Origin of the sequence: Brevibacterium sp. S22 (genome assembly GCF_004745485.1) — a bacterium.
Taxonomy (GTDB): Bacteria; Actinomycetota; Actinomycetes; order Actinomycetales; family Brevibacteriaceae; genus Brevibacterium.
Map to the genome: position 1 here is coordinate 40,821 of NZ_RHFG01000006.1, position 21,057 is coordinate 61,877.

General features: G+C 65.8%; 17 protein-coding genes. 8 read left to right on the forward strand and 9 right to left on the reverse strand.

Going from position 1 to position 21,057, the window contains the following annotated elements:
* Positions 1-40 precede the first annotated feature (40 nt).
* Positions 41-973, reverse strand: coding sequence for an NAD-dependent epimerase/dehydratase family protein (locus EB835_RS07595; RefSeq protein WP_135808870.1), 933 nt, complete (start codon positions 971-973; stop codon positions 41-43).
* 33 nt (positions 974-1,006) lie between these two features.
* Complete coding sequence (locus EB835_RS07600) at positions 1,007-1,786, reverse strand: enoyl-CoA hydratase (RefSeq protein ID WP_135808871.1); 780 nt, start codon at positions 1,784-1,786, stop codon at positions 1,007-1,009.
* A gap of 108 nt (positions 1,787-1,894) precedes the next feature.
* On the opposite strand from EB835_RS07600, the gene EB835_RS07605 reads away from it, so the two are divergent.
* Positions 1,895-3,472: a Na+/H+ antiporter gene (locus EB835_RS07605; protein ID WP_135808872.1), complete on the forward strand. Its 1,578-nt coding sequence runs from the start codon at positions 1,895-1,897 to the stop codon at positions 3,470-3,472.
* A gap of 198 nt (positions 3,473-3,670) precedes the next feature.
* The gene (gene clpB, locus EB835_RS07610; protein ID WP_135808873.1) at positions 3,671-6,277 is read left to right on the forward strand and encodes an ATP-dependent chaperone ClpB; all 2,607 of its coding nucleotides are present in this window, start codon (positions 3,671-3,673) and stop codon (positions 6,275-6,277) included.
* Between the two features lie 400 nt (positions 6,278-6,677).
* Here the strand turns inward: clpB and EB835_RS07615 are convergent, their stop codons facing one another.
* The 3 genes from EB835_RS07615 to EB835_RS07625 all read right to left on the reverse strand — a co-directional run bounded on the left by EB835_RS07615 (position 6,678) and on the right by EB835_RS07625 (position 10,258).
* Positions 6,678-8,006, reverse strand: coding sequence for an HTTM domain-containing protein (locus EB835_RS07615; protein ID WP_240688623.1), 1,329 nt, complete (start codon positions 8,004-8,006; stop codon positions 6,678-6,680).
* Complete coding sequence (locus EB835_RS07620; protein WP_135808874.1) at positions 7,996-8,784, reverse strand: DUF5819 family protein; 789 nt, start codon at positions 8,782-8,784, stop codon at positions 7,996-7,998. Before EB835_RS07620 ends, EB835_RS07615 begins: the two co-directional genes overlap by 11 nt.
* Positions 8,785-9,082: 298 nt before the next feature.
* Positions 9,083-10,258 (reverse strand): CaiB/BaiF CoA transferase family protein, encoded by a 1,176-nt coding sequence (locus tag EB835_RS07625; RefSeq protein ID WP_135808875.1) that lies wholly within the window; start codon positions 10,256-10,258, stop codon positions 9,083-9,085.
* A gap of 333 nt (positions 10,259-10,591) precedes the next feature.
* Here EB835_RS07625 and EB835_RS07630 point away from each other — a divergent pair, with 333 nt between their 5' ends.
* Positions 10,592-11,635, forward strand: a complete 1,044-nt coding sequence (locus tag EB835_RS07630; RefSeq protein ID WP_135808876.1) for an agmatine deiminase family protein — start codon at positions 10,592-10,594, stop codon at positions 11,633-11,635.
* 152 nt (positions 11,636-11,787) lie between these two features.
* Positions 11,788-12,183 carry a YtxH domain-containing protein gene (locus EB835_RS07635; protein ID WP_135808877.1) on the forward strand — a complete coding sequence of 132 codons (396 nt, stop codon included), beginning with the start codon at positions 11,788-11,790 and terminating at the stop codon, positions 12,181-12,183.
* Between the two features lie 13 nt (positions 12,184-12,196).
* Here EB835_RS07635 and cls read toward each other — a convergent pair whose 3' ends face one another.
* Complete coding sequence (gene cls, locus EB835_RS07640; RefSeq protein ID WP_135808878.1) at positions 12,197-13,693, reverse strand: cardiolipin synthase; 1,497 nt, start codon at positions 13,691-13,693, stop codon at positions 12,197-12,199.
* A 188-nt stretch (positions 13,694-13,881) separates the two neighbouring features.
* Between cls and EB835_RS07645 the strand changes: the two genes are divergently transcribed.
* Positions 13,882-14,583: an NUDIX hydrolase gene (locus tag EB835_RS07645; RefSeq protein ID WP_135808879.1), complete on the forward strand. Its 702-nt coding sequence runs from the start codon at positions 13,882-13,884 to the stop codon at positions 14,581-14,583.
* Positions 14,584-14,634: 51 nt separating this feature from the next.
* Here the strand turns inward: EB835_RS07645 and EB835_RS07650 are convergent, their stop codons facing one another.
* On the reverse strand, positions 14,635-15,546 hold the full coding sequence (locus tag EB835_RS07650) for an enoyl-CoA hydratase-related protein (protein WP_135808880.1): 912 nt from the start codon (positions 15,544-15,546) through the stop codon (positions 14,635-14,637).
* A gap of 111 nt (positions 15,547-15,657) precedes the next feature.
* Positions 15,658-17,010 (reverse strand): MFS transporter, encoded by a 1,353-nt coding sequence (locus tag EB835_RS07655; RefSeq protein WP_135808881.1) that lies wholly within the window; start codon positions 17,008-17,010, stop codon positions 15,658-15,660.
* A 218-nt stretch (positions 17,011-17,228) separates the two neighbouring features.
* On the opposite strand from EB835_RS07655, the gene EB835_RS07660 reads away from it, so the two are divergent.
* From EB835_RS07660 to EB835_RS07670, 3 genes are all read left to right on the forward strand, one after another.
* The gene (locus tag EB835_RS07660; RefSeq protein ID WP_135808882.1) at positions 17,229-17,705 is read left to right on the forward strand and encodes a TM2 domain-containing protein; all 477 of its coding nucleotides are present in this window, start codon (positions 17,229-17,231) and stop codon (positions 17,703-17,705) included.
* Between the two features lie 100 nt (positions 17,706-17,805).
* Positions 17,806-19,389 (forward strand): FMN-binding glutamate synthase family protein, encoded by a 1,584-nt coding sequence (locus tag EB835_RS07665; RefSeq protein WP_135808883.1) that lies wholly within the window; start codon positions 17,806-17,808, stop codon positions 19,387-19,389.
* A gap of 55 nt (positions 19,390-19,444) precedes the next feature.
* Positions 19,445-20,014 carry a dienelactone hydrolase family protein gene (locus tag EB835_RS07670; protein ID WP_135808884.1) on the forward strand — a complete coding sequence of 190 codons (570 nt, stop codon included), beginning with the start codon at positions 19,445-19,447 and terminating at the stop codon, positions 20,012-20,014.
* A gap of 130 nt (positions 20,015-20,144) precedes the next feature.
* On the opposite strand, the gene EB835_RS07675 is transcribed toward EB835_RS07670, so the two are convergent.
* Positions 20,145-20,948 carry a 3-oxoacyl-ACP reductase gene (locus tag EB835_RS07675; RefSeq protein WP_135808885.1) on the reverse strand — a complete coding sequence of 268 codons (804 nt, stop codon included), beginning with the start codon at positions 20,946-20,948 and terminating at the stop codon, positions 20,145-20,147.
* Between the last annotated feature and the right edge of the window lie 109 nt (positions 20,949-21,057).

Below are 21,057 nucleotides of genomic sequence, written 5' to 3' on the forward strand. Positions count from 1 at the left end.
CCTACCCTGCTGGAACCAGGGCTCCTGCTGGAACTGGACCCTACTGGAACCGGGAGGGGATGAGATGCTGGGTCGTCGAGATCCCGAGCACCCGCTGCTGCCGCGTCAGGTTATAAGTCCGATCGGACTGCAGGTACGTGACGAGGAACAGCTTCGCCCGGTTCCCGCGCTTGAACATGCTCTTGATCTTCAGGCCGAGCTTCGCCGACACCAGCGCCTTGTCCTTCGCGACCCCCTCGATGACGACCTGGTCATAGCCCATCCGCGCAAAGTGTGTGACCACGGCGTCTTTGAGCCGGTACGGCATCGGGTCACCGATATTGAAAGGTCCCGCCGCCGACGGCACATCGAGGCAGGCGAGCGCGGCCCGCACCACATTGTCGACGTGGGTCAGGGTGAGTTTCTGCCGACCGCCACCGGGCAGACGCAGCACACCCTTCTTCGACAGTCTCGCGAGGAACGGCATCAGCATCGTCTCCCCCGGACCATAGACCGCCGCGGGCCGCAGGATCGCAGCATCGGGACGGATCCTCGCCACGAGCTGCTCGGCGAGAGCATGAGTGCGAGAGTACGCGTCGGAGAATTCGTTGGGATCCTTCGGCCCGGCTTCCTCCCACAGCTCGGAATGGGGTTCGGTCTCCGAATACACCGTCGTCGATGACAGGTGGACGACGCGCGCCTGCGGGAAGGCATCGAGGACATTGCGAGTGCCCGTCACCTTCACGTTGTAGAGGGCGTCATCATCGGCGCTGACCGACGCGATCCCCGCACAGTGGAAGACCGCTGTCACGTTCTTGGCCAACGAGGCCACCGACGCAGGAGCGGGTTCCAAGATGTCCCAATGTTGGAAATTCACCCCGGGAATCTCCGGGTCTCTCCGACACAGGGCATAGACCGTCTCATCCCGTTCGGCGAGCGCCCGTGCAATGGCACCACCGATGAAGCCGCTGGCTCCGGTCACTATCACCGCCACGACGGTCCCCTTCTCATCGTCACACCCACCGCCTCAGCGGCGGTGCTGCCACTGCGGTTCCCTCTTCGTCAGGAAGGCGTCGATCCCCTCCTGTGCATCAGCCGCGACAGCGTTGTCCGCCATCACCTGGGACATCCGCGCGTAGGCATCGGTCACAGGCAGTTCCCGCTGTTCGTAGAACGCGGCCTTTCCTAGGGCAACTGTAGCCGACGAGGCGGACGCGACCTTGAGCGCCAAGTCCAAGGTGGCGGACTCCAGGTCGGCATCGGCGACGACATCGGAGACGAGACCATACTTCAGCGCGTCCGCAGCGGTCACGAAATCACCGGTCAGCAGCATCCGCATCGCCTGCTTCGCCGGCACCGCACGCGACAGCGCCACCATCGGAGTCGAACAGAACAGACCGATCTTCACCCCGGGGGTCGCGAACCGTGCGGATTCGGCCGCGACGGCCAGATCGCATGTCGCCACGAGCTGACAGCCGGCTGCCGTGGCCACTCCCTGCACCTGCGCGATGACCGGCTGCGGGATGCGCTGAATGAGCTGCATCAGCCGTGCACAGACATCGAAGGTGGCCTGCTGGGACTCATGATCCGCCCCGCGGATCTCGGTGAGGTCATGACCGGAGCTGAACACATGACCCGCGGTGATGAGGATGACTGCACGCACATCCGTCCGGTCGGCCACCTCGGCGAGGGTGTCGATGAGGGATTCCATCACTTCAAGCGACAGCGCGTTGCGCGTGGACGGCCGATTGATCGTCACGGACGCGACCCCGTCGTCGAGCGGCGCGAATACAATTGATTCCGACATAGCCTCATTCTGCCAAAGGTCACCGGACCCGGCGCGGAATCTGCGCCAACATTTTCCGCCCGCCTCCGGACACATCCGTCCCGGTGGGAGCGGTTCGGAGGGACTGGCATGACCACGCTGCTGATGATCATCGGATTCGGTGCCGCCACCTCGGTGGTGGTCGGACTGGGACAGAAGCTCAGGCTTCCGTGGCCGGCACTCATGGTCCTCATCGGCGTCGCCGGCGCGTTCATCCCCACCTTCGCCGAGGTGGCCATCGACCCCGAGCTCGTCCTCCCCCTCTTCCTGCCGCCCCTGCTCTTCGCCGCCGCACAGAAGACGTCGTGGGCGCTGTTCGCGATTCGGTGGCGCACGATCCTCGGCATGTCCGTGGCCCTGGTCGGGGTCACCGTGGCCGCCGTCGCCGGGTCCGCGGTCTTCCTCATCCCCGGAATCACGATCGCCGCGGCCATCGCGCTCGGCGCCATGCTCGCCCCACCCGACCCCGTCGCCGTCGAGGCCGTGGCCAGCACCGTGTCGATCCCGCGCCGCATCATGTCGACCCTCCAGAGCGAGGGACTGTTCAACGATGCCGCCTCCTTGGTCATCTTCCAGACCGCGATGGCCGCGGTCCTCGCCGGCACCGAGGTGCACTACGCAGATCTGGCCGTGTCCTTCATCGTCTCCGCAGTCGTGGCGATCATCGTCGGCCTGGTTCTGTCCTTCGCCGCCTGGTGGGTGATGGAGAAGATCGACCATACGATCGCCCGGTCCTCGCTCATGCTCGTGCTGCCGTTCGGCGTCTACCTCGTGGCCGAGCACTTCCACGCCAGCGGAGTCATCGCCGTCGTCGTCGCGGCCCTCGAGGTGCGTCGCCGCGATGTCGAAGGCAACTCGGCGGAGCGGGTGACGCAGAATTCGACGTGGCAGGTCCTCGAGATGCTCATCACCGGAATCGCCTTCGGACTCATCGGACTCGATCTGCGCCTCATCGTCGAATCCGAACACGCCGACCTCGGGCGGGCGCTGCTCGTCGGCGGGCTCATCGCCGTTGTCGTCGTCGCCGTCCGTTTCGTCTGGCTGCTGCTGGGCACCGTCATCGAACGCAGGAGACGTGGGGAGGATCCCGACGCCGCGCCCCTGAGCGTCCGCGATGCGACCCTGATGACCTGGGGCGGGATGCGCGGCCTGGCCACGGTCGCCCTGGCCCTGTCGATCCCGGCCACCACGGGTTCCGGTGCCCCGTTCCCCGGCCGGTCCTATATCGTCGTCGCGGCCGCAGTCGTCCTGCTGGTCACTCTTGTGCTGGCCGGTCTGAGCTTCCCGACCGTCGTCGGCGTCCTCGGCATCGACGACGAAGCGGAGAAGGAGCACCAGGCGACGAGGGACATCGCTCTGCGCGCCTACAAGGCGGCGATGCGCGAGATCAAGAACGATGACAGCCTCCCCGACGAGGTCATCGAACCGCTGCGCGCGAGATTCAAAGTCCTTCACGACCAGCTCAGCGGAACCACCGACGAGCAGGCGAGCTCGGAGCAGGTGACGGCGTTCAAGGAACACCGGGAGCAGATGATGCAGGTGCAGAAGAAGGCCATGCAGTCCGCTCGCGCCGAGGTGCTCAAGGCGCGGCGTGAGCGCGGCACCGACCCCGAGATCGCCGATCGGGTGCTCCACCGCTTCGACCTCCAATCGGTCATCGCACGGTAAGCGCGGAACACGGGTCCGGCACCACAGTCCCGGGTCGGCAGGGCAACGGGGCTGGGCGGTCCCGGACACGGGTCCGGGCGGGCCGCCTCGGCGATATTCTTCCTCGAAACCCAAGGTTGAGTGGAATAGACTCAACTTTGTTGGTGTTGATCCTTTCGAGAGCTGAAATCAGCACAGATCTTCATGAAGGAGATGCGCATGGACGCACAGATGACAACGAAATCCCGGGAGGCACTGCAGACTGCGGTCAATGACGTCGTCGCCCGGAAGAACAACCAGATCGAACCGGCCCACCTCGTCGTCGCCCTGCTCGGCCAGCCCGATTCGCTGGCTGCGACCCTGCTGACGAAGGTCGGTGCCGACCCGCAGACCGTGCTGCGGTCCATCGGATCCGTGATCAGCGGGTTCCCCACCGTCAGCGGTTCCACCGTCAGCCAGCCGGGACTGTCCCGGGCCGGGCTCGAGATGATGAACCTCGCACAGGAGGAGATGACGGCGCTCGGCGACCAGTTCGTCTCGACCGAGCACCTGCTGCTGGCTGCCGCGGCCGGCAAGGACGGCACCGGTGAGGCACTGCGCTCGAACGGGGCGAACCGGGACGCGCTGCTCGCGGCCCTGCCCGAGCTGCGTGCCGGAAAGAAGGTCACCTCGGAGAACCCCGAGGAGACGATGCAGTCGCTGGAGAAGTACGGAATCGACCTCACCGCCGTCGCCCGTGAAGGCAAGCTCGACCCGGTGATCGGCCGCGATAAGGAAGTGCGCCGCGTCGTGCAGGTGCTCTCCCGCAGGACGAAGAACAATCCCGTCCTCATCGGTGACCCCGGCGTCGGCAAGACCTCCGTCGTCGAGGGCCTGGCCCAGCGGATCGTAGCCGGGGACGTGCCCGAATCGCTGCGCGACAAGACCCTCATCAGCCTCGACCTCTCCGCCATGGTCGCCGGTGCGAAGTACCGCGGCGAATTCGAGGAGCGGTTCAAGGCCGTGCTCGAGGAGATCAAGAACGCCGACGGGCGGATCATCACCTTCATCGACGAGCTCCACACGATCGTCGGTGCCGGTTCCGGCGGGGACTCCTCGATGGACGCGGGCAATATGCTCAAGCCCATGCTCGCCCGCGGTGAGCTGCGCATGATCGGTGCCACGACCCTGGACGAGTACCGCGAGAACATCGAGAAGGATCCTGCCCTGGAGCGGCGGTTCCAGCAGGTGTTCGTCGGTGAGCCCAGCGTCGAGGACACGATCGCGATCCTGCGCGGGCTCAGGGAGCGCTACGAGGCCCACCACAAGGTCACCATCAATGACGGCGCCCTGGTCGCGGCGGCGACGATGTCGAACCGGTACATCACCGGCCGACAGCTGCCGGACAAAGCCATCGACCTCGTCGACGAGGCGGCTTCCCGCCTGCGGATGGAGATCGATTCGGCTCCGGTCGAGATCGATGAGCTCCGTCGTGCCGTGGACCGCCTGAAGATGGAGGACATGGCCCTGGCGAAGGAGACCGACTCCGCGTCGATCGAACGTCTGAGCGCTCTGCGCGCCGATCTCGCCGACAAGGAGGAGGAGCTGCGCGGCCTCGAGGCCACGTGGGAGTCCCAGCGTGCCGGCCTCAACCGGGTGGGCGAGCTGAAGACGAAGCTCGACGAACTGCGTTCGGCCGCGGAGAAGGCTCAGCGCGATACCGACCTCGAGACCGCGTCGCGTCTGCTCTACGGGGAGATCCCCGCCGTGCAGCAGGAGATCGCCGAGGCCGAAGCCGCCGAAGCCCAGGCCGAAATGGGACAGAATTCGGATCAGATGGTCTCGGACAAGGTCTCGAGCAATGACATCGCCGAGGTGGTCTCCTCGTGGACGGGCATCCCCGCCGGACGCCTCGTCCAGGGCGAGGTTGAGAAGCTGCTCGGGGCGGAGAACATCCTCGGTCAGCGTCTCATCGGGCAGAAGAACGCCGTCGCCGCGGTCTCCGATGCCATCCGCCGGTCGCGTGCCGGTGTCGCCGACCCGGATCGTCCGACCGGTTCCTTCCTGTTCCTCGGGCCCACGGGCGTCGGCAAGACGGAGCTCGCGAAGTCGCTGGCGGACTTCCTCTTCGACGACGAGAAGGCCCTGATCAGGATCGACATGAGCGAGTACGGTGAGAAGCACACTGTGTCCCGCCTCGTCGGTGCCCCTCCGGGATACGTCGGATACGACGAAGGCGGCCAACTCACCGAGGCGGTCCGCCGGCGCCCGTACTCCGTCGTCCTGCTCGACGAAGTGGAGAAGGCGCACTCGTCCGTGTTCGACATCCTGCTGCAGGTCCTCGACGATGGTCGGCTCACCGACGGCCAGGGACGCACGGTCGATTTCAGGAACACCATCCTGATCCTGACCTCGAACCTCGGCTCGCAGTTCCTCGTCGACAAGAACCTCTCGACCGAGGAGCAGAGGTCCAAGGTGCTCGATGTCGTGCATTCGACGTTCAAGCCCGAGTTCCTCAACCGCCTCGATGACATCGTGCTCTTCGACGCGCTGAGTCAGACCGAGCTCGCGTCGATCGTCGATCTGCAGATCGAACAGATGTCACGCAGGCTTTCGGATCGTCGTGTCTCACTCGAGGTCACTCAGGGAGCCGAAGACTGGTTGGCCCTCGAAGGATACGATCCGGCGTTCGGCGCCAGGCCGCTGCGCAGGCTGGTCCAGCGCGAGATCGGCGACAAGCTGGCCCGCGCCCTGCTGGCCGGCGACATCGTCGACGGGGACACCGTGGTCGTCGACCTGCCCGAGGACCCCGAGTCGACCGGCCTGGAGCTGCGCCCCAAGCGGTGAGGCGCCCGGCTCGCCGCGCAGCGCGGGTTCTGAGCGCCCGGCCGCGGCGCGGCTCGGGTTCTGAGTCGCCCGGGTCGCTGCGCAGCGCGGGTACTAAGTCGCCCGCTCACTGCCCGACCCGGGTTCAGCCCAGTCTGAGGTGAGCAGCCCATGTTCAAATATGGGCTACTCACCTCAGACTGGGCTGTTTCGGTTTCGCCGGCGGCCGGCAGCGTGCCTGCGCAGCTCCGTCTGCAGCGTGCCGCCGGCGGCTGAATAACACAAAAGGTGTGGTGCATCAGATTCGGTTCTGATGCACCACACCTTTTGTGACGCTGGTCTGCACCAGCTGTGATGCGGTGTGTACGGAATGTGATGGGGTGTGCACGGAATGTGATGCAGCGCCGACAGCTGTGGCTGACTACTGTCTGCGCTGCTCGGATGAGGTCTTCGCTCCGGCCTTCGCGGCACTGCCCTTGGAACCACTGCCCTTGGAACCGCTGCGACCAGCGGAGCCGGACTTCGCCCGGGCGGACCCAGTCGAACCGGCCTTCGTCCCGGCACCGCGAGCGGTCGAACCGGACTTCTCAGCAGCCCCGGCGGCTGACCGCGGTGCCGACGACGCCCACCAGTGCCGCAGGTAGGCGCTGAGCTTCGCGAACGAGCGGTCGCGGATGAAGATCGCATCGACGGCGATCATCGTCAGCGAGAACCACGGCAGTCCCATGAGCAGCGCAATGCCCAAGTGGAAGGAAAGGATGCCCAGCAGCGCGATGATACGGGTGTAGCGGTTGAACAGCATGAATGGGAAGGCACACTGGAAGAGGATCGATCCCCACGAGATCGCCACGACCATCGGCCCCCACGCCGTCATCAGATCGGACAGGACCGGCCACGTGCCGAACTGCTGAGTGTGCAGCGGGTTGTAGACGGCGAAACCGTGCTGCCAGGCCGAGCCGCCGGCCTTGTACAGCCCACCGGACATGTAGATCGCGCACACCTGGAATGCGAGCACCACGATCGCTAAGTTGTTGGCCATGATGAGGGCCCAGCGCCACTGACCGCCGTCGTTGTCCGGGAACTCCGGATTCCGCGCCCGTCGTCGGGCGTCGAGGGACCACCTGCGGGTCGTATCGGCGAAGAGCATCGCGATCATGAACATCCGGTAGGCATTGTCACCCTGATCGCCGGCACCGTCGTTGAGCTCGATGAAGCTCACCCACAGCACGAGGTAGACCGGCAGGACGATCCGGGTGCGCCAACCGAGGATGATGACGATGGCCAGCAGGGCGAGTCCGATGATCATCGCAGTGAACAGCGGCGGGGTCGTCACCGCCTGGTGGAAGAGGGAGAAGAGCCAGATGGTCGGGAAGTCGCTCTTGGGTTCGGCGATCTCCCCGTTCCAGGCCGAGCCCACCCCGAACGCGTAGTGCCGAGCGCTGAAGTTCGTGAGGATGAGGCCGAGCCCGGTGAATCCGATGAGGATCCGCGTCACCGCGAGCCCGTACGTCGCGTGATACCGGCCGGTGAGCATCTCTTCGAGCCAGTTCCACCCGCTCGCGAGCTTCGTCCGCACCAGGGTCGTCACCGGGACGAGCCCGATTTCAGGAGCAGAGTCCTTCGCCGAGGCGGCCCTGTCGTTCTCGAGTTCGGCAGAGTCCGTCGCCGAGGCGACCGTGCCGGACCCCTGGTCCGTGACCTCTGCGTCGCGATCGTCACCGTCCCTGCGGTTCGTATCGTCACTGTTCACCGATGCACCTCACTTCATCGGAGGCGCAGAAGTACTTCGTGAACTCCTCCTGGGACTGATGATCCTCCACGACGAGTGCGCGCCACCCCACGGGGACGGGCTGGATCTTCGGACGCTTCGCGTCTTTGTCGTTGCGTTCGGCGAACGGCACGACATTCTGACGGGCGGCTTGGTATTGGACGCGCTGGACGTCGTCACCCCAGATGGCCTTCGCCACCTGCGTCGCATACGCCGTGGCCAGGTGTTCACTCTCCAGGTACTCAGGAATCGCGTTCTCCGGGTCCTCGTACTCCTCCAGCTTCGTCTCCAAACGGTCGACGGAATCGTCGCCCTTGAAGTAGTCGAGCTTGACGATGGCCTTCTGATCATCGGGCAGATCATCCCAGGAGCCCTTGATGTCCGAGGCCACACCGATGCCCAGTCCAGCCGACCGCGGTGGGAACAGCTTGTAGGTGGAATGATCGAGTTCGACGTCGGTGGCTCGCACCCATTGGGTGATCTCCTCGCCGCTGTCGGTCGTGATCACCGCACGCACGTCGAAGTAGTAGTCGCCATTGATCGGCTCCGGGGCGAACACGCTCCACGACTGCCCCCACATCGGGATCATGTACTTGGAGAGGAGGTCACCGGGAATCACCTCCCGCATCGTCGAAGCAGGGGCGATCCACAGGAAGCTGGCGAAGATATGGAAACCCGTGATCGCCATAGCGATGACCATCAGGGTCCGTTTCACCGCCGAACGTCGCCGAGGTGTGACCTCGGTCGGCTCATTGTCCATCTCGGTTCCGGAATTCTCTTGGGAATACGACTGCCGTCACCGCGGGTTCCACGCCTGGCAGGTCGCTCTGGAGATCCCCACGGTGACAGCGCACAGTGACTAGCGTACTTCAGCTGTGGGACCGCCTGCCCGGGTGTCAGCAGAATCATTCGCGGACACAGGGCCTGCGATGACTTGCCGCTTCGCGACGTACGGCCGAGGTCCGCACAGCCTCCCTCAGCCGGGTCCGCTCAGCCTCCCTCAGCCAGGTCCGCACAGCCTCCCGCAGCCGGGCCTGCTCGGCTGCCCGCAGCCAGGTCTACTCGGCTGCTCGCAGCCAGGCTTTGACCGCGTCGGTGGACTCGCCGAGCGTCGGCGGAGCCAATTCGTAGCTGGTCGGGGTCTCGGACAGCCGGATCGGGTTGGCCACGGTGGGGATGACGCGGTCTCCTGCGCCCGCCTCGGCGACGGGTTCGAGTCCCAGCGACGAAGCCAGGTCCACGCCTTCGGCGATCGAGTTGATCGGCGCACAGGGCAAGCCAGCCTCGGTAAGGATGTCGAACCATTCCTGGTTCGTCTTCTCACTCAGCGCGGCGATGAGTTCGGGCTCGAGCTCATCGCGGTGGACATTGCGGTCGGCGAAGTTCGCGAAGCGATCATCGGCAGCCCATTCGGGATGGCCGAGCACCTCGGCGAGGCGGGCGAACTGCTTGTCATTGCCGCACGCGATGATGATCTGCCCCTCAGCGGTGGGCATCGGCTGGTACGGGTAGAGGCTCGGATGCTTATTGCCCATAGCCTGCGGAACCACACCACCGGCCACATACGCCGAGGTCTGGTTCGCCAGCCCCGACAGGGCCGAGGACAGCAGGTTCGTCTCGACGAGCTGGCCGATTCCGGTGTCCTTGCGGTGGGCGAGCGCGCCGAGGATGCCGACCGCCGTGTGCAGCCCCGTGATCACGTCGACGACGGCGACACCGGCCTTGACCGGACCCGATTCCTCGGAGCCGGTGACGGACATGAACCCGGACAGGCCCTGGATGAGCAGATCGTAGCCCGGCTGCGGATTGTCCCGCCCGAAACCGGTCACCGAGGCGTAGACGATACCCGGGTTGCCGGAGCTGACGGTGTCAAAGTCAAGGCCGTACTTCGCCAGTCCCCCGGCCTTGAAGTTCTCCACGAGCACGTCTGCCCGCGCGGCCAGCTGCTGGGCCAAGGCGAGGTCGTCTTCGTCCTTGAAATCGAGGACGACCGAATGCTTGTTCCGATTCGCCGTGAGGAAATACGTCGCATCATCCCCTCGCCGAGGCGGTGCCCAGTGCCGTGTGTCGTCCCCGGTCTTCCCCTCGACCTTGATGACCGTGGCCCCGAGGTCCGCAAGCATCATCGTCGCGTAGGGTCCGGCGAGAACTCGGGAGAAGTCGGCCACGATGGTGCCGGCCAGAGGCCCCGTCCCCCGCCTGCCGAACATCTCCTGCAGATCCTGGTCTTCCACTTCCTGCCTCCTTCGCACACGATCGAACACTGACTCCATGACCGGCGGTCCGGTGTCCAGCTCCAGTGCCCCGTGTCCGGCCCGGTGCCAGATCTATGACTCCCTGCCAGACTATACGGACTCTCGTGACCGCCGACTGTCCCAGATGACTACGTGGACTCCCCTGGCAGGCACGGCCCCGGATGACGTCGGGCACGGGCACCGATGACTACGTGGACTCCCCTGGCCAGCCGGTGCGCAGATGCCGTGACGGACCTGCGAAATCCGTCGACCGCCTCGGCGACATTCTGGCTACACTCGGGGTCAGTGACAGGCCAAGCGAAGGGACGAACAATGACGTTGCACATGCCGGCGGAGACCGCCGCCCAGGATCGAGTCTGGATGGCGTTCCCATCCTCCGGCTACGCCCTCGGCGACACGGAGCCCGAAGCGGAGGCCGCACGTGCCACCTGGGCCGCTGTTGCCCGCGCCACCAGTGAATTCACCCCCGTCACGGTCGTCGTGACCAGTGCACAGACCGAGCATGCCAAGCGCCACCTCGGCGAGGGGATCGCGCATTCGATCACGCTCGTCAATGCCGAACTCGACGATGCGTGGATGCGCGATATCGGGCCGAGCTTCGTCGTCGACGAGGCGGGGGCGCTGCACGCAGTCGACTGGGTGTTCAACGGCTGGGGCGCCCAGGAGTGGGCGAGTTGGGATCACGATGAGCACATCGGGGAATTCGTCGCGGACCTCGCCGGAACACCCGTGGTGTCCTCGGATCTGCGCAACGAAGGCGGCGGATTCCACGTCGACGGGAAGGGCACGGTGCTCGCGACCCGCAGCGTCCAGCTCGATCCCGGACGCAACCCGGAACTGACCGAAGCCGATGTCGAGGCCGAGTTCGCGCGCACGATCGGGGCGAAGAAGGTCATCTGGCTCGACCGCGGACTGCACCGGGACAACCAGACCTTCGGCACTCGGGGACATGTCGACATCGTCGCCACCATGCCCAGCCCCGGGGTCGTCCTCGTCCACGATCAGCGAAATCCCGAACACCCGGACTTCGAATTCAGTCGCGCACTCAAGGAGCAGTTCGCGGCTGAGACCACGGCCGACGGCATCCCGTTCGAGGTCGTGCCGATTCCCGCCCCCGAGGTGCTGCGCGACGAGGAGGGCTGGGTCGACTACTCGTATGTCAATCATCTCGTCACCAACGGCGGGGTCATCGCATGCACCTTCGACGATCCGATGGACGCCGAGGCGGTCGCCGTGCTCGAGCGCGTCTACCCGGGCCGGAAGGTCGTCGGCGTCGATGCGCGCGAACTCTATGCTCGCGGAGGCGGAATCCACTGCATCACGCAGCAGCAGCCGAGCATCGACGATGCCCGCTGAGGACTGCGCGAATCCATACCCGCACGGGCCCGACACGGTATAAGCTGGGGCCGAGGGCACAATTCCCGTGCAGCTGCCACATCGTTGCCCGGACCTGTGCCGCACAGCAGAGCCGAATACGGTGACGTCTAGTTGCGAAGAGGAGCATGACCATGAAGAAGAGATTGATTCTCCTGGCCGGTCTCGGAGTCGGATTCATTCTGGGATCACGCACCGGGCGCCAGAGCTACGAACGGCTGAAGGCTCAGGCTCAGGATCTGTGGACCGACCCGCGCGTCCAGGACACCGTCGAGAAGGCCAACCAGTCGATCCGCGAGAAGTCACCTGCTGTCGCCGATGCTGTGCAGACCGCGGCCGACAGGGTCAATGCCGCCGCTGCCACGAACGATCCCGTCTCCGAATTCGACGGTGACGAGGATTCGGCCGCGGCGACGACAGCGGACGGTGCGGACGAGCAAGCGCCGTCGCCGAAGGCACAGGACTCGATCGCCGACCCCGAACGTCACCTCGATGACGAAGGACCGGCGGGAGTCGCCGACGATGACTGACCGTCTGCCGCGTCTACAGCAGTGAGCTCGTCAGTCGGGCCACGTTCTCCAGGTACTTCTTCAGCAGCGGCCGCGCCTGCCACTCCTCGACATTGAGTTCGACGGAATTCGGTGCGTAGCGTTCGGCTTCGAGGTCGTACATGCGCTGCGTGAATTCCTTGTCGACGATGAAGAGAGTGACCTCGAGGTTCATCGCGAAGGACCGTTCGTCCATATTCGACGAGCCGATGATCGAGACGTCGTCGTCGATCATGAGGAACTTCGAGTGCAGCACCGTCGGGGCGTGATACATGAAGATCCGAACCCCGGCCCGCACCAGTTCGTCATAGTAGGACTGCTGAGCTTTGTGGGTCAGCCAGTGGTCGCTCGTCTCACCGACGTAGAGGCGCACATCGACACCCGATCTGGCCTCTGTGGTCAGCGCGTGCAGCAGTGACTCATCGGGCACGAAGTACGGTGAGCAGACGACGACGCGGCGATTCGCGTTGTAGATGAGGTGGTTGAACAGGCGCAGATTGTTCTCGTCTTCGAAGCCCGGGCCGGACGGCACGACCTGAGCCTGGATGCCGCCGAATTCCGGGACTTCGAGCTCGAAGCTGTCGGGCTCCTCGAGGATCTCGTCGGTCTCCGAATACCAATCGGTGGTGAACACAGCATCGAGCTCTTCGACGACCGGACCGCGGCATTCCACCGACAGGTCCTTCCATTGGAAGCCCTTCCGGCGGTTGCGGGCCTTGTTGTAGGTGCGGTCGATGATGTTCTGCGAACCGGTGAATGCGACTTCGCCGTCGACGACGATGATCTTGCGGTGATTGCGCAGGTCAGGCCGCTGATATTCGCCCTTCCAGGGTCGGATCGGCAGGGCTCGGCGCCAGCTGATGCCCGATGAGTCGAGCCGCTTCACCAGGTCCGAATAGCCCGGGTAGCCCAGCGATCCCACATGGTCGATGAGGATCCGCACGCTCACCCCGCGCCGATGCGCGGCCAACAGCGATTCGAGCAGCCGCCTCGTCGTGTCATCGATGGCGACGATGTAGAACTCGAAGTGGACGTACCTCTGGGCCCGGTCGACGGCCTCGGCCATCGCGTTCATGCACTCATGGTTGTCGACGTGGAGGTCGAAGGAGTTGCCGTGGACCATCGGCAGGGCCCCGAGGTCGAAGTTGAGCTGCGCGGCGGTGCTCAGCGGTTCGGGCATATGGTCCTTCCGCCCGAGAATCGCCTGGTGGCGGATCTGATCGCGGAAGAGGTCGTTCATCTTCGCCTGCTTGTCCCGCCGCCGCTTCGGCAGCTTCGCCGATCCCAGAAGGAGGAACGCCGCAATGCCCACATAGGGGATGAGGAAGATCGCGAGCAGCCAGCCGAGCGCGACCGAGGGTCTGCGATTGTGCGGAATCCATCCGAGCGCGATGATGCGGATGATCAAGTCGATCAACAGCAGGATGATGATCAGCCAGTTCGGCCAGGCCTGGTCGATCGTGAAGAACGGATAGATCCCGAAACTGCTCATAACTTGCCCGTTCAGCCCCGTCCTGTTCGTCATCGGTCGGGTTGTCGGCCTCAGATGGAGGATGTCAGATTGTCCCCATCGTATCCTGCTCACCCCGCGTGCACGCGGCCCACCCCGCTGTCGGTCGCCGGCTCGAGTCCGGGCATACTGGAAGATGACATCAATTGCTGAGAGCGAAGGTGCTGATCGTGATTCGAGATATCAACCCCGAGGGCTCCGACCGTGCGGACACGGCCGACAGCGCGAGCCGCGGTCCCGATATCGCCGACCCCGAGTCAGTGCCGATCAGGCCCGCCGTCAGCGTGCTCATGCTCCGCGACGGGGACGAGGGACTCGAGGTCTTCGTCCAGCACCGCGTGTCGACCATGGATTTCGCCGCCGGTGTCGTCGTCTTCCCCGGCGGTCGCGTCGACCCCGTCGATTCCACGACCGCTGCCACCATCACCGTCCCCGAACCGCAGGTGCACACCTCCGCATGGTCCCGATCGACCATCGCCGAGGATGCCGAGGGCTGGCGCGTCCTGCTCGCCACCGCGGTGCGCGAGGTCGAGGAGGAGACCGGCGCGGTCCTCGATCCCGCCGGTCTCCTGCCCTGGGCGAATTGGGTGACTCCCGTGGGTCGACCCAAACGCTTCGACACGTATTTCTATACGATCGCGGCCCCGGAGCTCGACTCCGCTCACCATCAGACGACGGAAGCCCACACGAGCGAGTGGCGCTCAGTGACCGGAATCCTCACTGATGAGGGAGCCGGACGGCTGAAGCTCATGCGCCCGACATTCGTCCTGCTGCGTGAGCTCACCGAGTTCTCCACCGTCGCCGAGGCGATCGCCTCCGAGCGGATCATCGATCCAGTCCGACCGGAGTTCCCTTCCCAACGCGGTTCCTGAGTTCGGACCGCCGGTCACTGCCTGCGCAGCACGATGCGCGCGAGACCGACCTCAGCCCTTCGCGCGGGTCTTCATCGCAGCCAGGCGGGCAGCGACGACCTGTTTCTGTTCGTCGGTGCCCAGCAGCTCGGCGAGCGCTTCCTGTTCGGCGTCGAGTCCGGTGCTCAGCTCGGAGTCGTACGAGAGGTCGACGAGGCGTTTGGCCCACACCAGCGCCGACCGAGACTGTCCGGCGATCTGCCCGGCCAGGTCGAGAGCACGAGCGAGGGAATCCTCGACGACCTCGTCGACGAGGCCGATGCGCAGCGCTTCTTCGGCACCGATCGTATCGGCGGTGACGATGAGCTTCTTCGCCTGTGCCGGTCCGACGAGTCGCGGCAGCAGCTGAGTGCCGCACATATCGGGGATGATTCCCCAGTTGAGTTCCATGAGCGAGAGCTTCGCATCGGGGCCCGCCACGCGCATGTCCGCTCCCAGGGCGATCTGCAGTCCGCCGCCGAGCGCTGCCCCACGCAGAGCTGCGATGACCGGCACCTCGACCAGTGACCACACGTGCACGGCCTTCTGCGCCAGGGCCCTGGCCGAACCGAGTCGCTCTCCGACATCGACGACGGTGGCCACGGAATCCGCCGCACCCGACTCACCGGCAGCAGGGGCGTCCACGGCGGCAGTCTCAGCAGCCGCTTCCTCAGCCGACGAGCGGGTCGCGGCCCCCGCCTCGGCGATCCGCGCGAGTTCGGTGAAGTCGAGACCCGCGCTGAAGGCACGACCGCGGCCGGACAGGACCACGGCCTTGACCTCGGTCGCGTCCTTGAGCGCCAGCCCCGCCTCGACGAGGTCTTCGAAGACCTCTCGGGTGAGTGAATTGAGTGTGTCGGCACGGTCGATCTCGACGTGGGCGACGCCGTCGGTGATCGAGTAGACGACGGTGGAGTGCGTGGTCTGGGTCTGGGTCTGGGACATGGGCGGACCTTTCGGTGGCGGTGCCGGCGGGGTGGCGACCGGCGTCAGCGTGGCACCGACCGGCCGGAGCCCCGGGCGAGGCAAGGCAGCCCGGAATCCCTGAACGACCGATCAGTTGCGTTTCCTGAACCCTATCGGAGCTCCAGTCAGCGTCAAGACCAAGACCGCGATCAGGGACGCCGCGCACATGCCGACGACGCCGGGCCAGGCGAAGTCGGCGAAGAGTACCGCCGAGAGCCAGGCGCCGAGGCTCGTGCCGAGGTAATACACCGTGAGGTAGATAGCCGCCGATCGGGTCGAATCCACTCCCGGACGGGCGGCGCTGGCAGCCGCGGAGGCTCCCGTGTGTCCGAGGAAGAATCCGGCGGTGAGCAGCGACATGCCGAGGATGATCACCCCGAGCGAATCGACGAGCGTCAGTCCCGCACCGGCGAGCGCGATGACCATTCCGGCCAGGGTGATCCGGGTCCGCGGATACTTCGTGGCCAGGCGTCCGTAATACGTGGTGACGACGGTGCCGACGAGATAGATGAGGAAGAACAGGGCGACCGCGCCCTCGCTCAGGTGCCACGGGTCCTGCTGCAGGCGGGTGCCGAGCATCGTGAATGATCCGCCGAAGACGATCATGCACAGGAATCCGGTGAGGTAGATCCGCCACAGTCCGCCGCCCAGTGGAATCGCGCGCCGAGGCGGCTGTGCACTCCCAGCCCCATCGTCGCCGGCAGGGTGAGTGTCACCGTCATCGCCGTCCGCGGAAGCGTCAGCGACGTCGTCGCCCGCGGTGACAGCGTCACGGTCGGCCGCCTCGGCGATGGTGGGATCCGTGTCCGTCGGCTCGGGGACGCCGGGATCCGTGTCGAGGACGGCGCGGCTGCGGGAGGTGGGGAAGAGATCGTGTCGCAGCAGCCAGACGACGATGAGGCCGAAGACCAGTGACACGACCGCGGTGAACGCGAGCCCGCCGTGCCAGCCGAGGAATTCGGAGGCCAGACCGGTGAGCAGCCTCGAACACAGTCCGCCGATCGTATTGCCGGCGATGTAGACGCCGATCGCTCCGGGCAGGGCGGCGGGCGGCAGCCGCAGGGACAGGTAGGCCATGGCCGTGGCCGGCACCGAGGCGATCGCCAACCCCTGGAGGAACCGGACGGCGATGAGCAGCTCCGGGGTCGGAGTGAAGGGAAGGACGAGCGCGAGGATCGCCGCGACGATCACTCCCGCACCGATCTGCCGGGCGTGGCCGATGCGCGGGGCGAGCATGGAGAACGGGATGAGGAAGCAGGCCATGGCCACGTTCGTCGCGGATACGGTCAGGCTCGCGGTCGGGCCGTCGATTCCGTAGGCGTCCCGGATCGCCGGCAGCAGGCCCTGGGTCTCGTAGAGGACGAGGAAGACCGAGACTCCAGCGAGGAAGACCGCTGCGACGGTGCGCCGAGTGCTCGTCGGACTCGGCTCACCTGTGCTCATGCTCCCAACGCTATGCCTGCGACGAGCTTCGGCCCAAACGATTCCACGCTCCGGACCGTGTGAGACCGGACACCGCGGATGCGGCGCTGAGGCCGACCGCACGGTCGCACGGTCGATCTGCTGCGCGGATGCGGAGGATAACCCCATCGCCGAGGCGGCCCGCCGCTTCATAGGCTGAGACCATAAGTTCGACGAGCAGTGAATGGAAGACCACAGCGATGACGGCGACCAGCGAGATCCCCGTACCCAGCGAAGCTCCCGCGAACCGTCCTGCCGCGTCGCTTGAGTCCCCTGTGGAACACAGTCCTGCTGCTCCCTCCCCCGCTGTCTCCGCCTCGTTCCTCGAGTCCCTCGCCCCGCTCGACGATCGTGACAGGGACGCATCCGGTAACCGCTCCTTCGTCATCACGTGGCTGCTGTCCCTGCTGCTGGGCTTCCTCGGTCTCGACCGGTTCTATACCGGCCGGTACCGCACGGGCGCACTCAAGCTGGTCAGCCTCGGCGGGTTGGGGATCTGGTGGATCATCGATCTCGGCATCGTTCTGGCGGGCGGTCTGCGTTGTGGGCGGGGTCCGCTGCGCGGCTTCGCTCAGGACAAGGAGATCGCGTGGATCGCCACCGGATTCACCCTCATCGTCGCCTACTCGCTGCAGGTCGACGAACTGGTCGGGGCGCTGCTCACCACCCTGTTCTGAGTCTGCTTCCCAACGGTTCGCCGCCTCCTCAGGGCTGCCTTTCCTGAAATCTGTGCCGTCCAGGTCTACGCTCGAAGCAGGGACAGTTCAAGGAGGCACAATGAAACGGCAATTCCCCATTGTCCGGATGGTCAGCGGTGACTCGGCGGGCAACAGAATCGCTGGGGTGGCGGCGGCCGTATCGGCGCTCGGGCTCGGCGCACTCGCCGCGTGGGATCTCACTCAGAAGAAGCATTCGATCCTGCGCAACTATCCGATCGCCGGACACGCCCGGTTCCTGCTGGAGTCGATCCGGCCGGAGATCCAGCAGTACTTCATCGAACGCAACTGGGACGGGCGCCCCTTCAGCCGCGACACCCGCACCACCATCTACGAACGTGCCAAGGGCACCCACTCCGAGCACGCATTCGGCACCGAACGCGATGTCGACCGCACCGGCTACGAGGCGCTCATGCACTCGAACATGCCGATCCCCAATCCGCCCAGGCCGCCGCGAGTGCGCATCGGCGGCGACGAATGCACGCAGCCGTACGACATCTCGCTGCTCAACGTCTCGGCGATGAGCTTCGGATCTCTCAGCAACAACGCCGTCCGGGCCCTGAACAAGGGCGCGGCGATGGGCGGATTCGCCCACGACACCGGCGAAGGGTCCATTTCGCCGTATCACCGTGAACACGGCGGTGACCTCATCTGGGAGCTCGGCACCGGTTACTTCGGTGCCCGCACCCCGGACGGCCACTTCGATCCGGAGGTCTTCGCGGAGAAGGCGCAGGATCCGCAGGTGAAGATGACCTCGCTCAAACTCTCCCAGGGCGCGAAGCCGGGCATCGGCGGTGTGCTGCCGGGGCCGAAGGTCACCGAGGAGATCTCACAGATCCGCGGAATCCCCGTCGGTCAGACCTGCATCAGCCCTCCCGGGCACACCGTGTTCTCGACTCCGATCGAGCTGCTCGAGTTCATCCGGAGAATGCGAGAGCTCTCCGGCGGCAAGCCCGCCGGCTTCAAACTGTGCGTGGGTTCGCGCACGGAATTCCTCGCGATGGTCAAGGCCATGGTCGAGACGAACATCCTGCCGGACTTCATCATCGTCGACGGCTCCGAAGGCGGCACGGGTGCGGCCCCGCTGGAGTTCGAGGACAATGTGGGGCTGCCGCTGACCCAGGGGCTGACGATCGTGCACAATGCGCTCGTCGGGGCGGGACTGCGCAAGAAGATCAAGGTCGGAGCCTCGGGCAAGGTCGCCACGGGCACCGACATCGTCAAACGCCTCATCCAGGGTGCGGACTTCACGAACTCCGCCCGGGCGATGATGATGGCCGTCGGCTGCATCCAGGCCCAGGCCTGTCACACCGGAAAATGCCCCGTCGGCGTCGCCACTCAGGATCCGCGGCGAGCGCGCGCCATCGACGTGCCCACCAAGGCCGATCGTGTGCGCAACTACCACGACGGAGTCGTCGCCGAGGCGGTGCGCCTCATGGCGTCGATGGGCGCCGCCGCGCCGGACGAACTCGAACCGACGATGCTGCGACGCAACATCTCGGCTTCCGAGTCCTGGTCGTATGCTCGCCTCTACGATTGGCTGAAGCCCGGCGAGCTCCTCGACGACGCTCCCACGGAGTGGGCCGACGACTGGGCCACCGCCCGAGCCGACACCTTCACCATCCCCCACGGCCACAGCCGCTGACCCACCGGCCGGCCGCTGCGGCGCCGACCCCGATGTCCCTTCGAAAGGAATTCTCATGAGCACTCTCATTCTTCTCCACTCAGCCCTGGGGCGGACGTCCGGAATGGACGCCGTCGCCGAACGCTTCGCCCTGGCCGGCCATGCCGTCCATACACCCGACGTCTACGCGGGCAAGACGTTCGACGCCGCAGAGCCGGGAGTCGCCCACGCCCAGGAGGTCGGGTTCTCGACCCTCGTGGATCGGGTGAAGGACGCATGCGAAGACCTCGGCGACGACCTCGTCTTCGGCGGATTCTCGCTGGGGGCGGCGCTGGCACAGCAGATGGGCAAGAACGATCCGAGGGCCCGAGGAGTCCTGCTCTTCCACGGCGGCGGCTTCCCGAAGCCGACCCGCTGGCAGGCAGGGGTGCCGGTGCAGGCTCATTTCGCCGTCGATGACTCCTGGCGCACCCCCGGCACGATCGAGACCCTGATGGAATCCGCGGCAAAGGCAGGCACGCAGGCCGAATACTTCCTCTACCCCGGCGATTCCCACCTGTTCAGCGACCCGACGACCCCGGACTACCGCGAGGACAGCGCGGAACTGCTCTACGAAAGGGCCTTGGCCTTCCTCGACCGCTTCTGAGCGGTCGACACTGAGTCGAGCGGTCGTCGATTCAAGCGCCTGGGAATCCCAGCGCCTGTCGGCGGTCACAAGCCAGTTCATGACGCGGTTGGCGGTCGCATGCACCCTATGACGAGGTTGGCGAGCTTTCTCAGCTCATGACGCGGCCGTTGTCGACGATGAGGTTCTGGCCCGTGACCGCCCGGGAGGCCGGGGAGGCGAAGAACACCACCGCCGAGGCGAAGTCCTCCGGAGTGGTCACCCGTCGCAGCGCACTGGAGGCGGCGATCTGGTCGAAGACCTCTTCCGGAGTCGCCGACGAGGCATCCGTGGTGCGCAGCAGTCCGCCGGAGACCATGTTCACCCGCACCCCCGCTGGCCCGAGATCCTTCGCAAAGGTCCTGGTCAGCGACAGCAGAGCCGCCTTGGCCGCGGTGTAATCGTGATAGGGGACGACCGGGTCCTGGAACAGGTTGGTGCCGATGTTGATGACGCGTCCGGAACCGAGCTCACGGAAACCGTGCATGGCGGCCTGGATCGTGTTGAGCGCGCCCTCGACCGAGCCGCGGAACTGACCGGCGAAATCCGCATAGTCGATCTCATCGGCCGGTTGGCGCTCATCGCCGTTGAACGAGAAGTCCACGAGTGCATTGTTGACCACAGCCGACACGGGCGCCCCGAACTCGGCGGCCGCCTCCTCGAACATGGCGTCGACGGCGCGGGAGTCGGTGACATCGGCCCCGATGGCCACCGCACGCCCACCGCGAGCGCGGACCGCCTCGGCGAGCTCTTCTGCGGCTTCGGCCGAGTATCGGTAGTTGATGACCAGCGCCGAGCCTTCCGGGGCGAACGCCTTCGCGATCGCAGCACCCAGGCCGCGCCCGGATCCGGTGACGAGCACAACCTGCTCATCAAGAGGCAGTGCCTCGGAGGTGAAAGCCTGTGGGTTGCTCATCGCGTGTCTCCTTCGGACGTCGGTGGGCGGATCCTGTCCCCACCATACCCAGGAACCGCAGGTGCCGGGATCGAACAGTACCGGGGCAGACCGCGAGACCTCGAACGTA